General features: G+C 70.5%; 14 protein-coding genes and 1 rRNA gene. 7 read left to right on the plus strand and 8 right to left on the minus strand.

Features of this window, described 5'->3' with window-relative positions; translation table 11 throughout:
• The 4 genes from ACZ7OH_RS18510 to dnaE form a co-directional block, all read right to left on the minus strand.
• Positions 1 to 305 (minus strand): 16S ribosomal RNA (locus ACZ7OH_RS18510); the annotation flags it as partial.
• 353 nt (positions 306 to 658) lie between these two features.
• Positions 659 to 1852 carry a low temperature requirement protein A gene (locus tag ACZ7OH_RS18515; protein ID WP_470281880.1) on the minus strand — a complete coding sequence of 398 codons (1194 nt, stop codon included), beginning with the start codon at positions 1850 to 1852 and terminating at the stop codon, positions 659 to 661.
• Between the two features lie 420 nt (positions 1853 to 2272).
• Positions 2273 to 3754, minus strand: a complete 1482-nt coding sequence (locus ACZ7OH_RS18520) for an MFS transporter (protein ID WP_470281881.1) — start codon at positions 3752 to 3754, stop codon at positions 2273 to 2275.
• 161 nt (positions 3755 to 3915) lie between these two features.
• Positions 3916 to 7500 (minus strand): DNA polymerase III subunit alpha, encoded by a 3585-nt coding sequence (gene dnaE, locus ACZ7OH_RS18525; RefSeq protein ID WP_470281882.1) that lies wholly within the window; start codon positions 7498 to 7500, stop codon positions 3916 to 3918.
• A gap of 381 nt (positions 7501 to 7881) precedes the next feature.
• Here dnaE and ACZ7OH_RS18530 point away from each other — a divergent pair, with 381 nt between their 5' ends.
• Genes ACZ7OH_RS18530 through ACZ7OH_RS18550 form a run of 5 tightly spaced genes read left to right on the plus strand, consistent with a single transcriptional unit; the run spans position 7882 to position 13931 of the window.
• Positions 7882 to 8529, plus strand: a complete 648-nt coding sequence (locus tag ACZ7OH_RS18530; RefSeq protein WP_470282238.1) for a FadR/GntR family transcriptional regulator — start codon at positions 7882 to 7884, stop codon at positions 8527 to 8529.
• Entirely contained in the window at positions 8526 to 9947 is a 1422-nt protein-coding gene (locus ACZ7OH_RS18535) for an amino acid permease (protein WP_470281883.1), read from the plus strand. Before ACZ7OH_RS18530 ends, ACZ7OH_RS18535 begins: the two co-directional genes overlap by 4 nt.
• Positions 9944 to 10864, plus strand: a complete 921-nt coding sequence (locus ACZ7OH_RS18540; RefSeq protein WP_470281884.1) for an asparaginase — start codon at positions 9944 to 9946, stop codon at positions 10862 to 10864. The genes ACZ7OH_RS18535 and ACZ7OH_RS18540 overlap by 4 nt, the downstream gene beginning before the upstream one ends.
• Positions 10864 to 12255, plus strand: coding sequence for an aspartate ammonia-lyase (gene aspA, locus ACZ7OH_RS18545; protein WP_470281885.1), 1392 nt, complete (start codon positions 10864 to 10866; stop codon positions 12253 to 12255). Before ACZ7OH_RS18540 ends, aspA begins: the two co-directional genes overlap by 1 nt.
• A 50-nt stretch (positions 12256 to 12305) precedes the next feature.
• Positions 12306 to 13931 (plus strand): CocE/NonD family hydrolase, encoded by a 1626-nt coding sequence (locus ACZ7OH_RS18550; RefSeq protein WP_470281886.1) that lies wholly within the window; start codon positions 12306 to 12308, stop codon positions 13929 to 13931.
• Here ACZ7OH_RS18550 and ACZ7OH_RS18555 read toward each other — a convergent pair.
• Both ACZ7OH_RS18555 and ACZ7OH_RS18560 read right to left on the minus strand, forming a co-directional pair.
• The gene (locus tag ACZ7OH_RS18555; RefSeq protein WP_470281887.1) at positions 13921 to 14679 is read right to left on the minus strand and encodes a metallophosphoesterase; all 759 of its coding nucleotides are present in this window, start codon (positions 14677 to 14679) and stop codon (positions 13921 to 13923) included. The genes ACZ7OH_RS18550 and ACZ7OH_RS18555 overlap by 11 nt on opposite strands.
• Positions 14676 to 15308 (minus strand): GntR family transcriptional regulator, encoded by a 633-nt coding sequence (locus tag ACZ7OH_RS18560; RefSeq protein WP_470281888.1) that lies wholly within the window; start codon positions 15306 to 15308, stop codon positions 14676 to 14678. The genes ACZ7OH_RS18555 and ACZ7OH_RS18560 overlap by 4 nt, the downstream gene beginning before the upstream one ends.
• 45 nt (positions 15309 to 15353) lie before the next feature.
• On the opposite strand from ACZ7OH_RS18560, the gene ACZ7OH_RS18565 reads away from it, so the two are divergent.
• Positions 15354 to 16523, plus strand: a complete 1170-nt coding sequence (locus ACZ7OH_RS18565) for an aminotransferase class V-fold PLP-dependent enzyme (protein WP_470281889.1) — start codon at positions 15354 to 15356, stop codon at positions 16521 to 16523.
• Here ACZ7OH_RS18565 and ACZ7OH_RS18570 read toward each other — a convergent pair.
• Together ACZ7OH_RS18570 and ACZ7OH_RS18575 are read right to left on the minus strand one after the other, a co-directional pair.
• A complete protein-coding gene (locus ACZ7OH_RS18570; RefSeq protein ID WP_470281890.1) occupies positions 16520 to 17467 on the minus strand; it encodes an SDR family NAD(P)-dependent oxidoreductase in 948 nt (315 codons plus the stop codon). The two genes, ACZ7OH_RS18565 and ACZ7OH_RS18570, sit on opposite strands and share 4 nt — an antisense overlap.
• Before the next feature lie 40 nt (positions 17468 to 17507).
• Positions 17508 to 18644: an acyl-CoA dehydrogenase family protein gene (locus ACZ7OH_RS18575; RefSeq protein WP_400903963.1), complete on the minus strand. Its 1137-nt coding sequence runs from the start codon at positions 18642 to 18644 to the stop codon at positions 17508 to 17510.
• Between the two features lie 31 nt (positions 18645 to 18675).
• Here ACZ7OH_RS18575 and ACZ7OH_RS18580 point away from each other — a divergent pair, with 31 nt between their 5' ends.
• The gene (locus tag ACZ7OH_RS18580; RefSeq protein WP_470281891.1) at positions 18676 to 20163 is read left to right on the plus strand and encodes an AMP-binding protein; all 1488 of its coding nucleotides are present in this window, start codon (positions 18676 to 18678) and stop codon (positions 20161 to 20163) included.
• The last annotated feature ends 3 nt before the right edge of the window (positions 20164 to 20166 follow it).

A 20166-nucleotide genomic window follows, 5' to 3' on the forward strand; every position in this document is an offset into this window, starting at 1 on the left:
GCCGGTCACCCTCTCAGGCCGGCTACCCGTCGTCGCCTTGGTAGGCCACTACCCCACCAACAAGCTGATAGGCCGCGGGTTCATCCTGCACCGCCAGAACTTTCAACCACCCACCATGCGGTAGGAGGTGATATCCGGTATTAGACCTCGTTTCCAAGGCTTATCCCAGAGTGCAGGGCAGATTACCCACGTGTTACTCACCCGTTCGCCACTCATCCCCACCCGAAGGTGGTTCAGCGTTCGACTTGCATGTGTTAAGCACGCCGCCAGCGTTCGTCCTGAGCCAGGATCAAACTCTCCAACAATGAACAGTTTAATCGAGGCAATTTAATGCTCTCAAAGGAACCTCATACGAGGTTCAATACATAAGCTCTACTGGCTTAGTTCACTAGCACACTGTTGAGTTCTCAAGCAACACACTTCGGACCGCCGCGCCGCGAAGCGCCTTGGTCTTCGGCTTTTGTTTCAAGCTTTGTTCCAGGGATACCACCCTGGTTCGGGACCACCCACTCTACCACGATCGTAGGAGCTTGGTTCGTGTTCCCGGCGGCCACCCGGTTTCCCTGGCGACTTGGAGAACTTTACATGCCCCCGAAACCCCCTCGCACAGGGGGGTCCCTTTTATCGCGCCAGGCCGCTGACCTGCACCGATCCGCGATCAGGCCGGCAGCGGCTGCCCGTGGGTCGCGACGACCGTCAGCGCGACGAGCGCGGCCGTCAGCACCGCGGCGACGTGGATCGGCGCCGGCGTGAACGACGCCGCCAGGACGAGCACCGCCGTCACCGGGAAACCGACGGCGATCGGCCGGCACTCGTTGGTCGGCCCGATGTGCAGCAGCCACACGCTGAGCAGGAAGACCGCGACCGGGATCGTGGTCGGCAACGCGGCGGCCACCCCGCCGAGGTGCAGGGTCCCCGTGTCGTACGCGACCGCCACCTCGAGCCCCGCCCCGACGGCCGCGACGGAGGCGAAGATCAGGTAGTGGCCGTAGCCCCAGCTCATCGACGTGAACATCGTCGGCCGGCGGACAAGCCGCGCGTGTCCCGGCCGGTCGAAGTACAGCCACCACATGGAGAAGACGAGGACCAGCCCGGCCGCGGCCAGCGAGATCAGCTCACCGGTGTGCCCCGGCTCCGCGGTGCCCTCCTTGATCGCGTTCGTCGCGCTGAGGATGACCTCGCCGAGCACGATCAAGGTGAACAGGCCGTACCGCTCCGCGATGTGGTGCGGGTGCCAGGTCGTGCCGTGCCGGCTCTCCGCCCAGACCGGGACGGCCATCTCCAGCACCGCGAACCCGATGAAGGCGACCAGCCGCACCCCCTCGGGCAGCCACAGGTAGGACACCCACAGCACCTGGACCACCGCGATGCCCGCCGCGTACCGCAGCGCCGCCGGGCGGCAGCGGGGATCGGACCGCGCGGCCCGCAGCCACTGGAACACCATCGCCAGCCGCATCAGCACGTACCCGATGACCATCAGCCGGAAGTCGCCCTCGAACGCGCTCGACACGGCCGCCGCGACGGTCAGCCCGCCGGCGATCTGCACGAGCGTGGCCAGCCGGTACGGGACGTCGTCGGTGTCGAACGCCGAAGCGAACCAGCTGAAGTTCAGCCAGCCCCACCAGATCGCGAAGAACACCGTCGCGAACGACGTGACGCCGTGGGCGGCGTGGCCCTCGGCCAGCGCGTGGTGCAGTGAAGCCGCGGCCTGGCCGACGGCGACCACGAAGCAGAGGTCGAACAGCAGTTCCAGGGGTGTCGCGACGCGGTGGTGCTCACCGCTGTCGCGCGAGCGCATCGGCCGGTACCACACCCGCAGCCGGCTCTCCGGCCGCGACGGCTGCTGGGTCATCGAAGCTCCCGGGCTCGTGCCTGTCGGACGCGGTCATCCCAACATGATCACGAGCGGGGTGGAAGCACGACACGAAGAACGGGCGGGCCCGGTTCCCCCTCACCCGGGCCCACCCGCTGCCGTCACGCGCCGGCGGCTGCCGATGGGCATCCCTTCCGCGAGTGCCGGACGGTCCCCCGCGGACGCCGACAACTCACTGGATGGAAGGTGACCGAGTGTGTCCATTCCCTCGAACTCCGGACGCCTCGATCGCTCGGGCCGGTCACCCCATCCCCGGGTGGCCGACCGATTGCCACTGTCGGTAGCCGAAGCCGCGCAGTGAAGGCTCCATAAGATCTACCCGGTTGCTCTGCGTAGCACCAGTGTCTTTCCGCGCTCGTCACTCGTTTGGAGCATCGCAAATCTGCCGAAAGTAGTGTCTCAGCCCCGTTGGACGTCCGCGGCGGACGTCTCGGCCCGCCGGTCGTCCCGTTCGTGGTCGGAAGTCTGCGCACGGTGGCGCCGCGCCCGCAGTTCGGCGATCGCGAGGGCCAGCGCGAGGCACGTCAAGCCGGCCGCGCAGCACAGCGCGACGGTGAGCGCGAGCGGGTAGTCCTTGGCCGCGACGACGACCGTGCCGAACACCGAAGCCAGTACCGCGGTGCCGATGGCCGTGCCGATCCGCTGCCCGGTCTGCAGCGCGCCGCCGGCGACGCCCGCCATCCGGACCGGCACGCACTCGAGCGTCAACGTCGTGTTCGGCGAGATCACCATGCCGCCGCCCACCCCCGCGAACAGCAGCGGCAGCGCGAACGCCCACCCGGACGCCGACGGCGGGACGAGCTCGGCGAGCACCGCCACCGCGAGCAGGCCCAGCGCGACCATGGCCAGGCCGGTGACGGTCAGCCGCCGGCCGAAGGTCGGCACGAGCCGCCCGGCGACGGCCGCGGACACCGCCGAGCCGACCGCGAACGGCGTCACCGACAGGCCCGACTGCAGCGGCGTGTAGTGGAGGCCCTGCTGGAAGAACATCGCGAAGACCAGCCAGATCCCGGCGAACCCGCAGAAGTACAGCGCGCCGACGGCGGCACCGGCGGCGTAGCCAGGCGTGCCGGTGAACAGCCGGGTGTCCAGCAGCGGCGACCGGCCGCGCCGGACGACCGAACGCTCCCAGCGCACGAACGCGAACCCGAACACCAGCGCGACGACGAACAGCCACCAGAATCGGGCCGGCCCGCCGTCGTCGGACTGGATGACCGGCAGCAGCACGCCGAGGACGGCGACCGCGAGCAGCGCGATGCCGACGAAGTCGATCTCCGACCGGACCTTGATCTGCTTCTTCTCGCTGCGCGGCAGCAGCCGCAGGGCCAGCGCAAACGCGAGGACGCCGATCGGGACGTTGACGTAGAACACCCAGCGCCAGCCATCCTGCGCGCCGAAGACGGCGAGGATCGCGCCGCCGAGGATCGGGCCGACCGCCGTCGAGATCCCGACGACGGCACCGAACATCCCGAACGCGCGGCCGCGCTCGGCGCCGCGGAAGAGGTCCTGGATCAGGCCGGTGTTCTGCGGGGTGAGCATGCCGGCCGCGACGCCCTGGGCGAGCCGCGCGATCACCAGCGTCGTTTCGTTCGGGGCCGCGCCGGCCAGCGCGCTCGTGATGACGAACGCGGCGAGGGCGCCGAGGAACATGGTCCGGCGGCCGAACGCGTCGCCGAGCCGGCCGCCGGTGACCAGGACCAGCCCGAACGCCAGCGCGTAGCCGGAGACGACCCAGCGGATGCCGCCGCTGGTCGCGTTCAGCCCGGACTGCATCGACGGGAGCGCGACGTTGACGATGCTGACGTCGAGCAGCCCCATGAACCCGGCCGTCAGCGAAACGGCAAGCGCTTTCCAGCGACGGGGATCGGGTTCGTACGACATCGGTGGTGTGTACCTCACGGCAGCTGGCTCGAAACGGGACCACCGCGGGGGTCCGGGGGCTCGCCCCCGGGCGGGGTGTGGGGGTTGCACCCCCACAAGACACCGTAGGCGAGGGAGGTGGCGAGCGCACTTCGCGAGCACACCTCCCGCAGCCCCCTCGACTACGTCGACGCCGTGATGCCCCGGATGCCCTTGAGCTCACCGATCAGCATCGAGCTGACCTTGACCGGGTAGTCGTAGAGCGCGAAGACCGTCTGGTTCCGCCCCACCAGCTTGAGGTGCACCGGGGTCTCCCCCTTGTGCGCCAGCAGCGTGGACCGCAGCTCGCTGACCACCGACTGGTCGATCTTCTCCGCCGCGGCCAGCAGGACCAGCGGGGGCTCGTCGTCGCCGTTGCCCGTGCCGACCTCGGACAGGTCGAGCGTCGCGAGGCCACCGCCGAAGATCGACATCTTGTCTTCACGCCAGTTGACGCGGCCCTTGACCAGCACCGCGTTGTCTTCGATCAGCTCACCCGCGAAGAGCGCGTACGACTTCGGGAAGAAGAGCACCTCGAGCGAGGCGTCCATGTCCTCGACCGTGCAGATCGCCCAGGGCTCGCCCTTCTTGTTGACCCGCCGCTCCAGCGACGTGATCAGCCCGGAGATGACGATCTCGCCTTCCTTCGGCGGGTCCGCGAGGATGCCGGCGATCGGTTTCGGCGCGTGCTTGCGCAGGATCCGCTCGGCGCCGTCCAGCGGGTGGGCCGACACGTACAGGCCCAGCATCTCGCGCTCGTAGGCGAGCAGCTGCTTGCGCGGGTACTCCTCCTCGCCGAACTTCAGGTGCGCGAGCGGCGACGACGACGGTGCCGCCTCGCCGTCGTCCCCGCCGAAGCCGAACAGGTCGAACTGGCCCATCGCCTCCTGGCGCTTGAGCGGTACGACGGCTTCCACCGCGTCTTCGTGGACCTGGATCATCGACAGCCGTGTGTGGCCGAGCGAGTCGAACCCGCCCGCCTTGATCAGCGATTCGATGACCCGCTTGTTGCAGGCCACGAGCTCGGACTTGTCGAGGAAGTCGGTGAAGGAGGCGTACTTGCCCTTCTCCTCGCGGGTCTTGATGATCGACTCGACGACGTTCGCGCCGACGTTGCGGACGGCACCCAGCCCGAAGCGGATGTCGTCCCCGACGGCCGCGAACCGCAGGGCCGACTCGTTGACGTCCGGCGGCAGCACCTTGATGCCGAGCCGGCGGCACTCGGACAGGTAGACCGCCGACTTGTCCTTGTTGTCGCCGACCGACGTCAGCAGGGCCGCCATGTACTCGGCGGTGAAGTTCGCCTTGAGGTACGCGGTCCAGTAGGAGACCAGGCCGTACGCGGCCGCGTGGCTCTTGTTGAACGCGTAGCCGGCGAACGGGAGGATCGTGTCCCAGAGCGCCTTGACGGCCTCGGCGGAGAACCCGCCCGGGACCAGGTCGCTGGCCTTCATCCCGGCCTCGAAGCCCTCGTACTCGAGGTCGAGGACTTCCTTCTTCTTCTTGCCCATCGCGCGGCGGAGCACGTCCGCGCGCCCCATCGTGTACCCGGCCACCTTCTGGCCGATGTGCATGATCTGCTCTTGGTACACGATCAGGCCGTAGGTGTCGGCCAGGATCTCCCGCAGCGGCTCGTCGAGCTCCGGGTGGATCGGCTTGACCTTCTGCCGGTTGTTCTTCCGGTCGGCGTAGTCGTTGTGCGCGTTCATGCCCATCGGGCCGGGGCGGTACAGCGCGCCGACCGCGACGATGTCGTCGAAGACCGTGGGCTCCATGCGGCGGAGCAGGTCTCGCATGGGCCCGCCGTCCAGCTGGAACACGCCGAGCGTGTCACCGCGGGCGAGCAGCTTGTACGTCTCCGGGTCCTCGACACCCAGCGTGTCGAGGTCGATGTCGATCCCGCGGTTGGCCTTGATGTTGTCGATCGCGTCCCCGATGACCGTCAGGTTCCGCAGGCCCAGGAAGTCCATCTTCAGCAGGCCGATGGCCTCGCACGACGGGTAGTCCCAGCCGGTGATGATCGAGCCGTCGTCACGCTGCCAGAGCGGGATCGCGTCGGTCAGCGGGTCGCACGACATGATGACCGCGCAGGCGTGCACGCCCGCGTTGCGGATCAGGCCCTCGAGACCGCGGGCGGTCTCGAAGATCGTCTTGCACTCTTCGTCGGTCTCGACGAGCGCGCGGACCTCGGCGGCTTCGCCGTAGCGCTCGTGCTTCGAGTCGACGATGCCCGAGAGCGGGATATCCTTCGCCATGATCGGCGGGGGCAGCGCCTTGGAGATCTTGTCGGCGATCGCGTAGCCGGGCTGGCCGAAGTGGACCCGCGCGGAGTCCTTGATCGCCGCCTTGGTCTTAATGGTGCCGAAGGTGATGACCTGGGCGACCTTGTCCGAGCCGTACTTGTCGGTCGCGTACCGGATCATCTCGCCGCGCCGGCGGTCGTCGAAGTCGATGTCGATGTCGGGCATCGAGACGCGCTCGGGGTTCAGGAACCGCTCGAACAGCAGCTTCTGCGGGATCGGGTCCAGGTTCGTGATGCCGAGGACGTACGCGACGAGCGAGCCGGCGGCCGAACCACGGCCCGGGCCGACCCGGATGCCGACGCGGCGGGCGTAGCTGATGAGGTCGGCGACGATCAGGAAGTAGGCCGGGAAGCCCTTCCCGATGATGACGTCGAGCTCCTTCTCGATGCGCTCGTCGTAGCCCTCGGGCGGCCCGTCCGGGAAGCGCCACTTCAGGCCCTTCGCGACCTCTTCGCGCAGCCAGCCGCCCTGGTCGTAGCCCTCGGGCACCTCGAAGAACGGCAGCCGGTCCTTGTGCGCGTAGACGTCTTCGTACGACTCGATGCGCTCGGCGATCATCAGCGTCGTGTCGGCGGCGCCGGGGACCTCCTTGTCCCAGTACTCGCGCATCTCGGCGGCGGACTTGAGGTAGTAGCCGTCGCCGTCGAACTTGAAGCGGGTCGGGTCGTTGAGGGTCTTGCCGGCCTGGACGCAGAGCAGCGCGGAGTGCGTGTCCGCCTGGTCCTTGGTGACGTAGTGCGAGTCGTTGGTGGCGATCGGCTTGAGGTCGAGCAGGCGGCCGACCTCGAGCAGGCCCTCGCGGACCGACCGCTCGATGGGCAGGCCGTGGTCCATCAGCTCGAGGAAGAAGTTGTCGGCGCCGAAGATGTCCTTGTAGTCGGACGCGGCCTGGATCGCCGCTTCCTTCTGGCCCAGCCGCAGCCGGGTCTGCACCTCGCCGGACGGGCAGCCGGTGGTGGCGATGATCCCCGAGTGGTTTTCGGAGATCAACTCGCGGTCCATCCGGGGCTTGCGGTAGTAGCCCTGCATGCTGGCCAGCGAGGACAGCTTGAAGAGGTTCCGCAGGCCGGTGGCGTTCTGCGCGAGCATCGTCATGTGGGTGTACGCGCCGGCGCCCGAGACGTCGCCGCCCTCGCCCAGCTCGTCGGACCCGCGCTGGTTCGACTGCCCCCAGAAGACCGGCTTCTTGTGGAACCGGCTCTCCGGCGCGATGTAGGCCTCGATGCCGATGATCGGCTTGAGGCCGTGCTTCTTCGACTGCTGGTAGAACTCGTCGCCGCCGTACATGTTGCCGTGGTCGGTCATGCCGACCGCGGGCATGCCGAGGCGCGCCGCCTCCGCGAAGAGGGGAGCGATCTTCGCCGCGCCGTCGAGCATCGAGTACTCGGTGTGGACGTGCAGGTGGACGAAGGAATCGTTCGACACCAGCGAAAACCTCCCCTAGGTGAATGGGACCGGCTGCGCCCGGGTCCCTCACCCTAACCCGTGGCTCCCGCCGGGCGCGCACGCGCTCGCCGGGGTCGATTCTGCTCCTCGCCGGAGGTGTTCCGCCGCTGCGACGCGCCCCCTTTTCGGGCGGTGGTGATCACGGGCACGCGGTGCTGCCGGGCGGTCACTCGGGGACGCCGGAAGCGGTCGCGAGTGGGTACGCCGGAGTCCCGGCGGGCACCACCGGCCGGCCGGTGAGGTGGGCCACAGCCGCCCCCGCTCGCGTTGACAGCGCTCCCCTCGGCACCGAGCATTCCCCGCATGAACCTGTCTGACAGCCAGACAGCCGGACAAGGTGGTCCCCGGCGGGTCAGCGCCATGGAAGCCGTGCTGGCGCACCTGCGGCAGCTCATCGAACGCGGTGACTACCCCGTCGGCACCAAGCTTCCCTCCGAAGCGTCCCTGAGCAGGGAGTTCGAGGTCAGCCGCTCGGTCATCCGGGAGGCGCTGCGCGGCCTGCAGGCCCTGGGCATGACCGAGTCCAAGACCGGCAAGGGAACCTTCGTCACCGCGACCGGCCCCGCCGACAACCCCACCTTCGGGCCCTACTCCGCCCGCGACCTCATCGAGGTGCGCCGGCACGTCGAGATCCCCGTCGCGGGCTACGCCGCCGTGCGACGCAGCCAGGACGACCTCGACCTGCTCGGCCACCTCCTGGACCGGATGGACGCCGAGACCGACAACACCGCCTGGGTCGCGCTCGACTCGCTCTTCCACATCACCATCGCCCAGGCCTCGGGCAACCCCGTCTTCGGGAAGGTGATCGAAGAGATCCGGGACGCGCTGGCCCGCCAGTCCGCCTTCCTCAACCAGCTCGGCGACCGGCGGCGGCAGTCGAACATCGAACACCGCGAGATCGTCACGGCGATCGAGAGCGGTTCCGAACGACAAGCCGTCGAAGCCATGACCGCGCACCTCACGCACGTCGAAGCCACTCTCACCAGCATCGTGAACGGGGACCAGTGACCGAGCAGACCCTCACGGCCACCCCCGCGGATGCGGGCGACGCCGGCTACAACAAGGCCCTCAAGCCGCGGCACGTGAACATGATCGCCATCGGCGGCGCGATCGGCACCGGCCTCTTCCTCGGCGCCGGCGGGCGGCTGGCCCAGGCCGGCCCCGCGCTCGCCATCGTCTACGCCGTCTGCGGCCTTTTCGCCTTCTTCGTAGTCCGCGCGCTCGGTGAGCTGATCCTCTACCGGCCCTCCAGCGGCGCCTTCGTCTCCTACGCCCGCGAGTTCATGGGCGAGAAGGGCGCGTACGTCGCCGGCTGGATGCACTTCCTCAACTGGTCGACCACCGGCATCGCCGACATCACGGCGATCGCGCTCTACGCGCACTTCTGGTCGTTCTTCTCGCCGATCCCGCAGTGGGTGCTCGCGCTGATCGCGCTGGCCGTCGTCCTGACGCTCAACCTCGTCTCGGTGAAGCTGTTCGGCGAGATGGAGTTCTGGTTCGCCATCGTCAAGGTCGCCGCGCTCGTGCTGTTCATGGTGATCGGGATCTTCCTGCTGGTGACGCAGACGCCGATCGACGGCACCGTCCCCGGCCCGCAGCTGATCACCGACCACGGCGGGATCTTCCCCACCGGGCTGGTGCCGATGGTGCTGATCGTGCAGGGCGTCGTGTTCGCCTACGCCTCGGTCGAGCTGGTCGGCGTCGCCGCCGGCGAGACCGAGAACCCGGAGAAGATCATGCCGAAGGCGATCAACTCCATCATGTGGCGGATCCTCGTCTTCTACGTCGGCTCGGTCGTGCTGCTGGCGATGCTGCTGCCGTGGAGCTCCTACACGAAGGACCAGAGCCCGTTCGTCACCGTGCTGTCGCACCTGGGCGTGCCCGCGGCCGGCAGCGTGATGAACCTGGTCGTGCTCACCGCGGCGCTGTCGAGCCTGAACTCCGGGCTCTACTCGACCGGCCGGATCCTGCGGTCGATGGCGAAGGCGGGCTCGGCGCCGAAGTTCACCGGCGTGATGAACCGCAACCAGGTGCCCTACGGCGGCATCCTGCTCACCGCGTCGGTCTGCGTGCTGGGCGTCGGGCTCAACTACCTGGTGCCGAAGGAAGCCTTCGACATCGTGCTGAACTTCGCCGCGATCGGCATCCTCGCCACCTGGGCGATCATCGTGCTCTGCCACCTGCTCTTCGTCCGGAAGGCCAGGCGCGACGGGCTCGAGCGGCCCGCGTTCCGGCTGCCGTTCTCGCCCTACACCGAGATCGCGACGCTCGTGTTCCTGGCCGCCGTAGTCGTGCTGATGGGCTTCGACGAGACCGGCCGGATCACCCTGCTTGCGCTGCCCGCGATCGCCGTCGCGCTGGTCGTGGGCTGGTTCGCCGCCCGCCGGCGGATCGACATGCGAGCGTTCGACGAGGAGGGCCTGTGACCGCCGAACCCCTGGTCGAGCTGGTCCGCGACGGCATGGTCGAGGGCGGGCACCACGGCTCCGCCATCGTGCTCGCCCCGGACGGCACGACGCTGTTCGCCGCGGGCGACCCGGACGCCGCCATGTACCCGCGCTCGACGGCGAAACCGCTGCAGGCCGCCGCGATGGCCCGGCTCGGGCTGCTCCTGTCCCCCGCCGGGTTCGCGATCGCCGCGGCGAGCCACTCCGGCGAGCCGGAGCACCTGGACGCCGCGTCCGCCGTGCTCGACGGCCACTCCCCCGGCGAGCTGGGTAATCCGGCCGACTTCCCGTACGACCCCGTCGAGCGCGACCGCTGGCTCGCCGCGGGACGGGCGCCGAGCCGGCTGGCGCACAACTGCTCCGGCAAGCACGCCGCGATGCTGAAGACGTGCCGGCTCAACGGCTGGGCCGTCGACGGCTACCTCGATCCGGCCCACCCGCTGCAGCGCGCGATCGCCGCCACCGTCGAGGACCTCACCGGGCACGGCATCGAGCGCGTGGCGGTGGACGGCTGCGGTGCCCCGCTGTTCGCGACGACGCTGCGCGGCCTCGCCACCGCCGTCTCGAAGATCGCCGCGGCCGCGCCCGGCACGCCGGAACACCTGGTCGCCGACGGGATCCGCCGGCACCCGGAGCTGGTCGGCGGCAGCCGCCGCGACGTCACCGCCGTCATGCACGCGGTGCCCGGGCTGATCGCGAAGGACGGCTTCGAGGCCGTCCAGGTCGCCGCGCTGCCGGACGGCACGGCGATCGCCTTCAAGATCGCCGACGGCGGCGACCGCGCACGGTATCCCGTGCTGGCCGCCGCGCTGAAGCTGTGCGGGATCGAGGTCCCGGACGGACCGGACAACCTGCGCGTCACCGGAAAACTGGCCGCCTCTGTGGGGAGACTCTGATGACCACCCGCCGCGAACACGACCTGCTCGGCGACAAGGACGTCCCGGCCGACGCCTACTGGGGCGTGCACACCGCCCGCGCCCGCGAGAACTTCCCCATCACCGGCACGACGATCGCCGCCTACCCGCACCTGATCGAGGCGCTGGCCTCGGTGAAAGAAGCGGCGGCCCGCGCCAACGCCGAGCTGGGGCTGCTCGAACCCGAGATCGCCGACGCCATCTGCGAAGCCTGCCGGGAGATCCGCGAAGGCGCGCTGCACGGCGAGTTCGTCGTCGACGTCATCCAGGGCGGCGCCGGGACGTCGACCAACATGAACGCCAACGAGGTCATCGCCAACCGCGCGCTCGAGCTGCTCGGGCACGCCAAGGGCGACTACCACGTCGTGCACCCCAACGAGCACGTCAACCTCGGGCAGTCGACGAACGACGCGTACCCGACCGCGGTGAACGTCGCGACGATCATCGCCGTGCGCGAGCTGTCCGACGCCATGGTCGTGCTGGAGAAGGCGTTCGCCGCCAAGGCCGTCGAGTTCCACGACGTCCTCAAGATGGGCCGGACGCAGCTGCAGGACGCGGTCCCGATGACGCTCGGCCAGGAGTTCGGCACCTACGCGGTGATGCTCGGCGAGGACCGGCTGCGGCTGAACGAGGCCGTCGCGCTGCTGCACGAGATCAACCTCGGCGCGACCGCGATCGGCACCGGCCTCAACGCCGCGCCGGGGTACGCCGAAGCCGCGTGCCGGCACCTGCGCGAGATCACCGGGCTGCCCGTCGTCACCGCGGCCGACCTGGTCGAGGCGACCCAGGACTGCGGCGCGTTCGTGCACCTGTCCGGCGTGCTCAAGCGGATCGCCGTCAAGCTTTCGAAGAGCTGCAACGACCTGCGGCTGCTGTCGTCCGGTCCGCGCGCCGGGCTCAACGAGATCAACCTGCCGCCGGTGCAGGCCGGGTCGTCGATCATGCCCGGCAAGATCAACCCGGTGATCCCCGAGGTGGTGAACCAGGTCGCGTTCGAGGTGATCGGCAACGACGTCGCCGTGACGATGGCGGCCGAGGCCGGACAGCTGCAGCTCAACGCGTTCGAGCCGATCATCCTGCACGCGCTGTCGGAGAGCATCACGCACCTGGGCGCGGCCTGCCGGACGCTGGCCACGAAGTGCGTCGCGGGGATCACCGCGAACGTCGACGTCCTGCGCGCCTACGTCGAGAACTCGATCGGGCTCGTGACGGCGCTCAACCCGAGCATCGGCTACGCGGCCGCGACCGAGATCGCCAAGGAGGCCCTCGCGACCGGGCGGGGTGTCGCCGAGCTCGTCGTCGAGAAGGGCCTGATCCCCGCCGAGGAGCTCGCCAGGCTCCTGCGTCCGGAAACGCTCGCCCGCGCGAACTGAGGTACGGTCGGATCCGGAAGGATCTGCTCCACTTCGGAAGGCGGGCGCCCGTGCTGGACCGACTTGTCGACAAGCTGCTCGGACTCCCCCGCCCCGAAGGCCCGAAGCCGGTGGTGACGCGCGACCTCACCGTGCCGATGCCCGACGGCGTCACGCTGCTCGCCGACCGGTACGCCCCGGCCGGGACGACGTCGGCGCCGGTGGTGCTGATCCGCACGCCCTACGGGCGCAAGGGCATCCTCTCGAAGCTCTTCGGCGACACGTTCGCCCGGCACGGCCTGCAGACGGTCATCCAGAGCACGCGCGGCTCGTTCGGCTCCGGCGGCGAGTTCCGGCCGTTCCACCTCGAGCGCGAGGACGGCGTCGCGACCGCCGAGTGGCTACGCGCGCAGCCGTGGTGCGACGGCAACCTCGCCATGGCGGGCGCCAGCTACCTCGGCCACACGCAGTGGGCGGTCGGGCCGTACCTCGACCCGCCCCTGGCGGCGATGTGCCTGGGCGTGACGGCGTCGGAGTTCGTCTCGACGTTCTACCCCGGCGGCGTGCTCGCGGCGGACAACATGGTGTCGTGGTCGGCGATGATCGGCCGCCAGGAAGAGCGCTTCGCCGCGCTGCCGAACCCGCTGCAGAAGCGCAAGACGCGGAAGGCGATGTCGTTCCTGCCGCTGAGCCGCGCCGACGTCGCCGCGATCGGCAAGCCGGTGCAGTTCCTCCAGGACATCACCGAGCACTTCGTCCCCGAAGACGACTACTGGGCGATGTCCGACCACAGCGCCGAAGTCGCGAAGCTCGACGTCCCGGTGTCGATGGTGACCGGCTGGTACGACCTGTTCATCGGCTCCCAGCTGCGCGACTTCCGGATCCTCGCCGAGGCGGGCAAGGCGCCGCGGCTCACGGTCGGGCCGTGGGCGCACGGCGAGCCGGCGAGCATGGGCCCGATGATCCGGGACCAGCTCGGGTTCCTGCGCGCGCACCTGCTCGGCGACCGGACGCAGCTGCAGCGATCGCCGGTCCGGCTGTTCCTGCAGGGCGCCGGGACGTGGCTGGACTTCGAGTCGTGGCCGCCGCCCTCGACGGCGACCGCGTCGCACCTGCGGCCGATCGGCGGCCTCGGCGAGACCGTCGCCGGCGAGGCGCGGCCGACGACGTTCACCTACGACCCGGCGGACCCGACGCCGGCGGTCGGCGGGCCGCTGCTGACCGGCGAGTGGAAGCAGCGCGACAACCAGGAGGTCGAGGCCCGGCCGGACGTGCTGGTGTTCACCGGCGAGCCGCTGCCGGCGGAGCTGGACGTCATCGGCGAGATGTCGGCGACGGTGCACGTGCGCACCGAGCTCGGCCACGCGGACGTCTACGTGCGGCTCTGCGACGTCGACGCGAACGGCGTGTCCCGCAACGTGACCGACGGGATCGTGCGGCTGCGGCCCGGTTTCCCGGCGGCCGACGACGACGGGGTGGTGACGGCGGAAGTGACGCTCGACCCGACGGCGTACCGCTTCCGCCGCGGCCACCGCCTGCGCGTCCAGGTGGCGGGCGGGGCGTTCCCCCGGTTCGCGCGCAACCACGGCACGGACGAACCGGTCACGTCGGCGGTGAAGGGGAAGCCGAACCGCTTCGAGATCTTCCACGACGCCGCCCGGCCGTCGAAGCTCACGCTGCCGGTGTTCAGCAGCTGACCACGCGGTGGTGGCTGGTCACCCGGCCGTCGTCGTGCAGGACGTGCAGCAGCAGGGACGGCGGCCGCTCGTAGTCCAGCGGGCCGCCGTCGTCCCAGCCGCGTTCCGCGCCCGGCTCCACCGGCAGCAACGACTGCGACACCACGCCCGGCGCGATGCGCAGCGGCACTCCGGCGAACGTCGTCGACGCGCCCGTGTGCACGTGCCCGGCCAAGAGCGCCTTCACACGTGGGTGCCGGGCCAGCGCCGCCGCCAGCCGGTCCTCGCCGGATTGGCGGATCGCGTCGACCAACTCCACTCCCACCTCGACCGGCGGGTGGTGGAAGGCGACGAACGCCGGGCCGTCGCCGCCGGCGAGCGTGTCGTCGAGCCACGCCAAGGTCGAGTCGGCCAGGAAACCCGCGCCGCGGCCGGGAATCGTCGAGTCGCACAGCGCGAACAGGACGCCGCCGACCTCCTGGGCGAAGTCGATCGGGTCGTCGGACGCGGGCAGGCCGAGCAACCCGGTGCGGAACGCCGAACGGACGTCGTGGTTGCCCGGGCACACCAGCACCGGCGCCGGGTGCTTCAGCAGCTCGGCCGCGCGCGCGTATTCGGAGGCCGCGCCGTGGTCGGCGATGTCGCCGGTCACCACGACCGCGTCGATCGGGCGGGCCAGGCCGCCGAGCGAGGCCATCACGGCCGCGACCCGGTCTTCCGCCCGCGAGCCGCCGTCGAGGTGCAGGTCGCTCAGGTGCGCGATGATCATCTTTCGTCCTTCCCCAGGTACGCCAGCGCTTTCACCCAGTTCCGGACGAGCACCGCGGACGCGGTCGGCAGGTCGCCGTCGCGCAGTGCGGCGGCGATGCGGCGATGCTCGCCGATGCTCTCCCCGGCGCGGGCCGCCCCGCCGAAGTAGCACGATTCGTACCGCTTGAGCAGCGGCTTGGTCTGCCCGATCAGCCGCAGCAGGTGCGGGTTGGGGCAGCGGGACAGCAGCAGGGCGTGCCACCGTTCGTCCACATCGGACAGATCGGCGCCGGACTCGAGCGCCGCCGCCATTTCGTCGGCGACGACGTCGAGCGCGTCCGGCAGCCCGGCCAGCTCCAGCGGCGACGTCCAGCGCAGGGCCAGCGCCTCGAGCTCGGCGACCAGCGGGTAGAGGCGGCGGGCCTCGTCCGGGTCGAACGGCGGCACCAGGAACCCCCGCCCCGGCGCGGAAACGAGCAGCCCGCGGTCCGCGAGCCCGATCAGCGCCTCCCGCAGCGGCGTCCGGCTGACGCCCAGTTCGCGGGCCAGGTGGACCTCGTTGACGCGGGCGCCGGCGGCGAGCCGCCCGTCCAGCACGCGGGTGGTGATCTCCTCGATGAGGTCGCTGCGCAACGGGGTCCGAGCCATGGGCGCAGTATTGCATACAGAAGAGAGCTACTGTATTCAGTTCACATGACCTTCGACGTCGACCGCGCCCGCCGTGAAACACCCGGCTGCGCCGAAGTGGTCCACTTCAACAACGCCGGTTCGGCGCTCCCGCCGGCCGTCGTGACCGACACCGTCGTCGAGTACCTGCGCCACGAAGCACTGCGCGGCGGCTACGAGGCAGCGGCCGAGGCGGCCGACCGGCTCGCCGCGGTGTACGCGTCGGCGGCGCGGCTCGTCGGCGCCGAACCCGACGACATCGCGCTCACCGACAACGCGACCCGGTCGTGGCAGGCGGTCTTCTACGCGCTGCCCTTCAAGACCGGCGACCGGATCCTCACCTCGCGCGCGGAGTACGCCAGCAACGCCATCGCGTACCTGCAGGTCGCCAAGCGCACCGGCGCGGTCGTCGAGGTGGTCGGCGACGACGAGTCGGGCCAGCTGGACGTCGAAGACCTGAAGCGGCGCGTCGACGGCGACGTCAAGCTGATCGCCGTCAGCCACGTGCCCACCCAGGGCGGCCTGGTCAACCCGGCCGAGGAGATCGGCGAAGTCGCTTCGGCCGCCGGGATCCCGTACCTGCTCGACGCGTGCCAGTCCGCCGGCCAGCTCGACCTCGACGTCTCGCGCCTGAAGTGCGACGCGCTGTCGACGACCGGCCGCAAGTACCTGCGCGGCCCGCGCGGCACCGGGTTCCTCTACGTGCACCCGCGGCTGCGCGAGCGGCTGGAGCCGGCGATGCTCGACCTGCACTCGGCGAGCTGGGAGTCGCCGACGGAGTACGTCGTCGACCCGACCGCCAAGCGCTTCGAGGTGTGGGAACGCGACTTCGCGGCAGTGTTCGGGCTCGGCGCGGCGATCGACTACGCGCTCGACTGGGGCCTGCCGGCCATCGAAGAGCGCGTCGCCTCCCTGGCGGCCACGCTGCGCGGCCGGCTCGCCGAAGCCGGGGCGCGCGTGCACGACGTCGGTGCCCGCAAGTGCGGCATCGTCACGTTCAGCCTCGCGGGGACGCCCGCCGCGGAGATCAAGGCACGGCTCGCCGAGGCGAACATCAACACGTCGGTGTCGTCGCGGACGTCGGCCCAGTTCGACTTCACCGCGCGCGACCTGCCGGACCTGGTCCGGGCGTCGGTGCACTACTACAACACCGAGGACGAGATCGACCTGCTGGTGCGGCAGGTGGAGAAGCTCTAGAAGGCGTTGACGCCGGTCAGTTCGGCCGACACCGTCCAGAGCCGCTCGGCTTGCGCCGGGTCGATCGCGTAGTCCTTGACACCCGTGCGGGTGCCGTCGGCGGGCGCGGGCTCGGCGATGTCGCAGTCCTCGATGTACACGCCGCCGAGGCCGTCGAGCCGCGGGGACGTCGCCGCCCAGACCTGGGTCGCGGCGCCCTGCTCCGGCGTCTTCGCGCCGCCCGTGACCCGCCCGGACTCGTCGACCATGCCGGCGTCGACGAGCTCCTGGCGGTCCAGGTGGCGCACGAGGTCGGTGAGGATCCGGCCCGGGTGCAGGGCGAACGCGCGGACGCCGTGGTCGCGCGCGAGCTTGTCGAGGTGGACGGCGAAGAGCACGTTCGCCGTCTTCGCCTGGCCGTAGGCGAGCCACTTGTCGTAGCCCTGCCGGAAGTCGAGGTCGTCGAAGCGGACCGGGCCGTAGTGGTGGCCGCGCGAGGAGACCGAAACGACGCGGGCACCAGGGTTGAACGCGGGCCAAAGCCGGCTCACCAAGGCGAAGTGGCCCAGGTGGTTGGTTGCGAACTGCGCTTCCCAGCCCGGTCCGACGCGGGTCTCCGGCAGCGCCATGATCCCGGCGCTGCCGATGAAGACGTCGATCCCGCGTCCCGACGCAAGGAACCGCTCGGCGAACGCGCGGACGCTGTCGAGGTCACCAAGGTCCAGCTCGTCGATCTCGACGTTTTCGAAGCCCCGCAAGGCTTCTTCGGCCGTGGCGCGGCGGCGGGCCGGGACGACGACGTGCGCGCCCGCGGCCGTCAGCGCCCGCGTCGTCTCCAGGCCGATGCCCGAGTAGCCGCCGGTGACGATCGCGAGCTTGCCGGTCAGGTCGACGCCCGCCACGGCTTCGGCCGCGGTGGTCTCGGCTCCGAAGCCGGAGCCGATCTTGTGCTGTGCGGTGGTCATGACCCCGACGCTAGGTCCTGGAGTGGACTCCAGCGCAAGTTCAGTCCTTGAGCAGCTGCCGCGCGATGACGAGCTTCTGGATCTCGCTGGTGCCTTCGTAGATGCGGAACAGCCGGGCGTCGCGGTAGATCCGTTCGACCGTGACGCCGCGGACGTACCCCATCCCGCCGTGCACCTGGACCGCGCGGTCGGCGACCCGGCCGAGCATCTCGGTGCAGAACAGCTTCGCCGACGACGGCCCGAGCTTGCGGTCCTCGCCCGAGTCGTACTTCGCGGCGGCTTCGTGGACCATCGCGCGGCCGGCCGCGAGCTCCGCGTGCGACTCCGCGAGCAGCGCCTGCACGAGCTGGTACTCGCCGATCACGCGGCCGCCTTGACGTGCTGTCCGGGCGTACTCGACGGCTTCGGCGAGCGCGCGCTCCGCCATGCCGACGCACAACGCCGCGATGTGCAGCCGGCCGCGGGCGAGCGAGGCCATCGCGATGCCGAAGCCCTTGCCCTCTTCGCCGACCAGCGCGTCGGCCGACAGCTCGACGTCGTCGAAGACCACCTCGGACGTCCACGCGCCGGCCTGGCCCATCTTGGCGTCGTGCGGGCCGACCGTGACGCCGGCCGCGCCCGCGGGCACCAGGAACGCCGAGATGCCGCGGCTGCCGGTGCTGTCGAGGTCCGTGCGCGCGAACGCGACGAAGACCTCGGCCAGCGGGGCGTTCGTGATGAACCGCTTGGTGCCCGAGAGCCGGTAGCGGTCGCCGTCGCGGACCGCGCGGCTGGTCAGCCCGCCCGGGTCGGAGCCGGCTTCGGCCTCGGTGAGCGCGAACGACGCGATCGCTTGCCCCGCGGCCAGCCGGGGCAGCCAGCGGGTGCGCTGGTCCGGCGTCCCGTAGTGCACGATCGCCTGGCCGGCGATGCCGTTGTTGGTGCCGAACAGCGACCGGAACGCGGGGGTCGTGTGGCCGAGCTCGATCGCGAGCCGGACGTCCTCGGCCATGCCGAGGCCGAGACCGCCGTACTCCTCCGGCAGCGCCCAGCCGAACAGGCCCAGCTCGGCGGCTTTGTCCCGGATCTCGGCCGGGATCTCGTCGCGCTCGTCGATCTCCGCCTCGCGCGGCACGACCTCCTTGCGCACGAAGTCGCGCACCGCGCCGAGAACCTGCCCGAAAAGCTCCGCGTCCATGCGTCGCACGGTACCCGGTAGCGTGCGGGGCGTGAGCACCTTCTTCGACGTCGCCGAGCAGCACCCGGACCGGCTAGCGGTGCTCGCGCCCGACGGGACCGCCGCGACCTTCGGCGAGCTGGCGGCGCGGGCGAACCGGCTGACGCACGCGCTGCACCGGCTGGGGCTCGGGGAGGGCGACGGCGTCGTCGCGATCGTCCACAACGGACTCCCCTACTTCGAGCTGCTGTTCGCCACGCTGCAGGCGGGGATGTACTTCACCCCGGTCAACTACCGGTCGTCGCCCGCCGAAATCGCTTACGTGGTGGCGAACAGCGGCGCCCGGGTCGTCGTCGCCGACGCGGACATCGCGCGCGAATGCGACCTCGACCTGCCGCGGTTCTCCGTCGGCGCGGCCGACGGCTGGGGCGACTACGCGGCCTGGGGCGAGGACGAGCCGTCGACACCGCCGGAATCGCGGACCGCGGGCCAGACGATGCTCTACACGTCGGGCACCACCGGGCGGCCGAAGGGCGTCCGGCGCGCGCTCAGCGGGAAACCGCCGTCGCTGCACCCGATCCACCGCGATCTGCTGGCTTCGTTCGACGTTCTGCCGGGGCCGGGGGTGCACCTGGTGGCGTGCCCGCTTTACCACGCGGCGCCCGGTTCGTTCGCCGTCAACGCCATGCACCTCGGGCATAGCGCGGTGCTGATGGACCGCTTCGACGCCGAGGAGACGCTCCGGCTGGTCGAACGGCACCGCGTCACCGGCACCCACCTCGTGCCGACCATGTTCCACCGGATGCTGCGGCTGCCCGAGGACGTCCGCGCGCGATACGACACGTCGAGCCTGACGAGCGTCATCCACGGCGCGGCGCCGTGCCCGCGCGAGGTCAAGGAGCGGATGATCGCCTGGCTCGGCCCGGTGGTGCACGAGTACTACGGCGCCTCGGAAGGGCTGATCTGCGGCGTCACGGCCACCGAGTGGCTGGCCGCGCCGGGCACCGTGGGCCGGCCGCTGACCGGCGTGCGGCTGAAGATCCTCGACGACGACGGCGCCGAGGTGCCGGCCGGCGAGCCGGGCACGATCTGGTTCAGCTCCGCCCACACCGCGATCGACTACCTCGGCGACCCGGAGAAGACCGCGGCGAACCGGTCCGGCGAATTCATCACCGTGGGCGACTTCGGCCACCGCGACGCCGAAGGCCGCGTCTTCCTGCTCGACCGCCGGACCGACCTGATCCTCTCCGGCGGTGTCAACATCTACCCGGCCGAGATCGAGGCGCGGCTGCTGAGCCACCCGGACGTCGCCGACGCGGCGGTGATCGGCGAGCCGGACGAGGAGTGGGGTCAGCGGGTCGTCGCCGTCGTCGAGCCGGTCCCCGGCGTCGCCGCGGACGACGACCTGGCCGCGCGGCTGGCCGAACACTGCCGGGCGGCGCTGGCCGGGTTCAAGACGCCGAAGCGGTTCGACTTCACCGATCGCCTGCCGCGCACCGAATCGGGCAAGATGATGCGGCGCACCCTGCGCTCATCGTGAGGA

This window comes from Amycolatopsis sp. NPDC114478 (assembly GCF_055633805.1).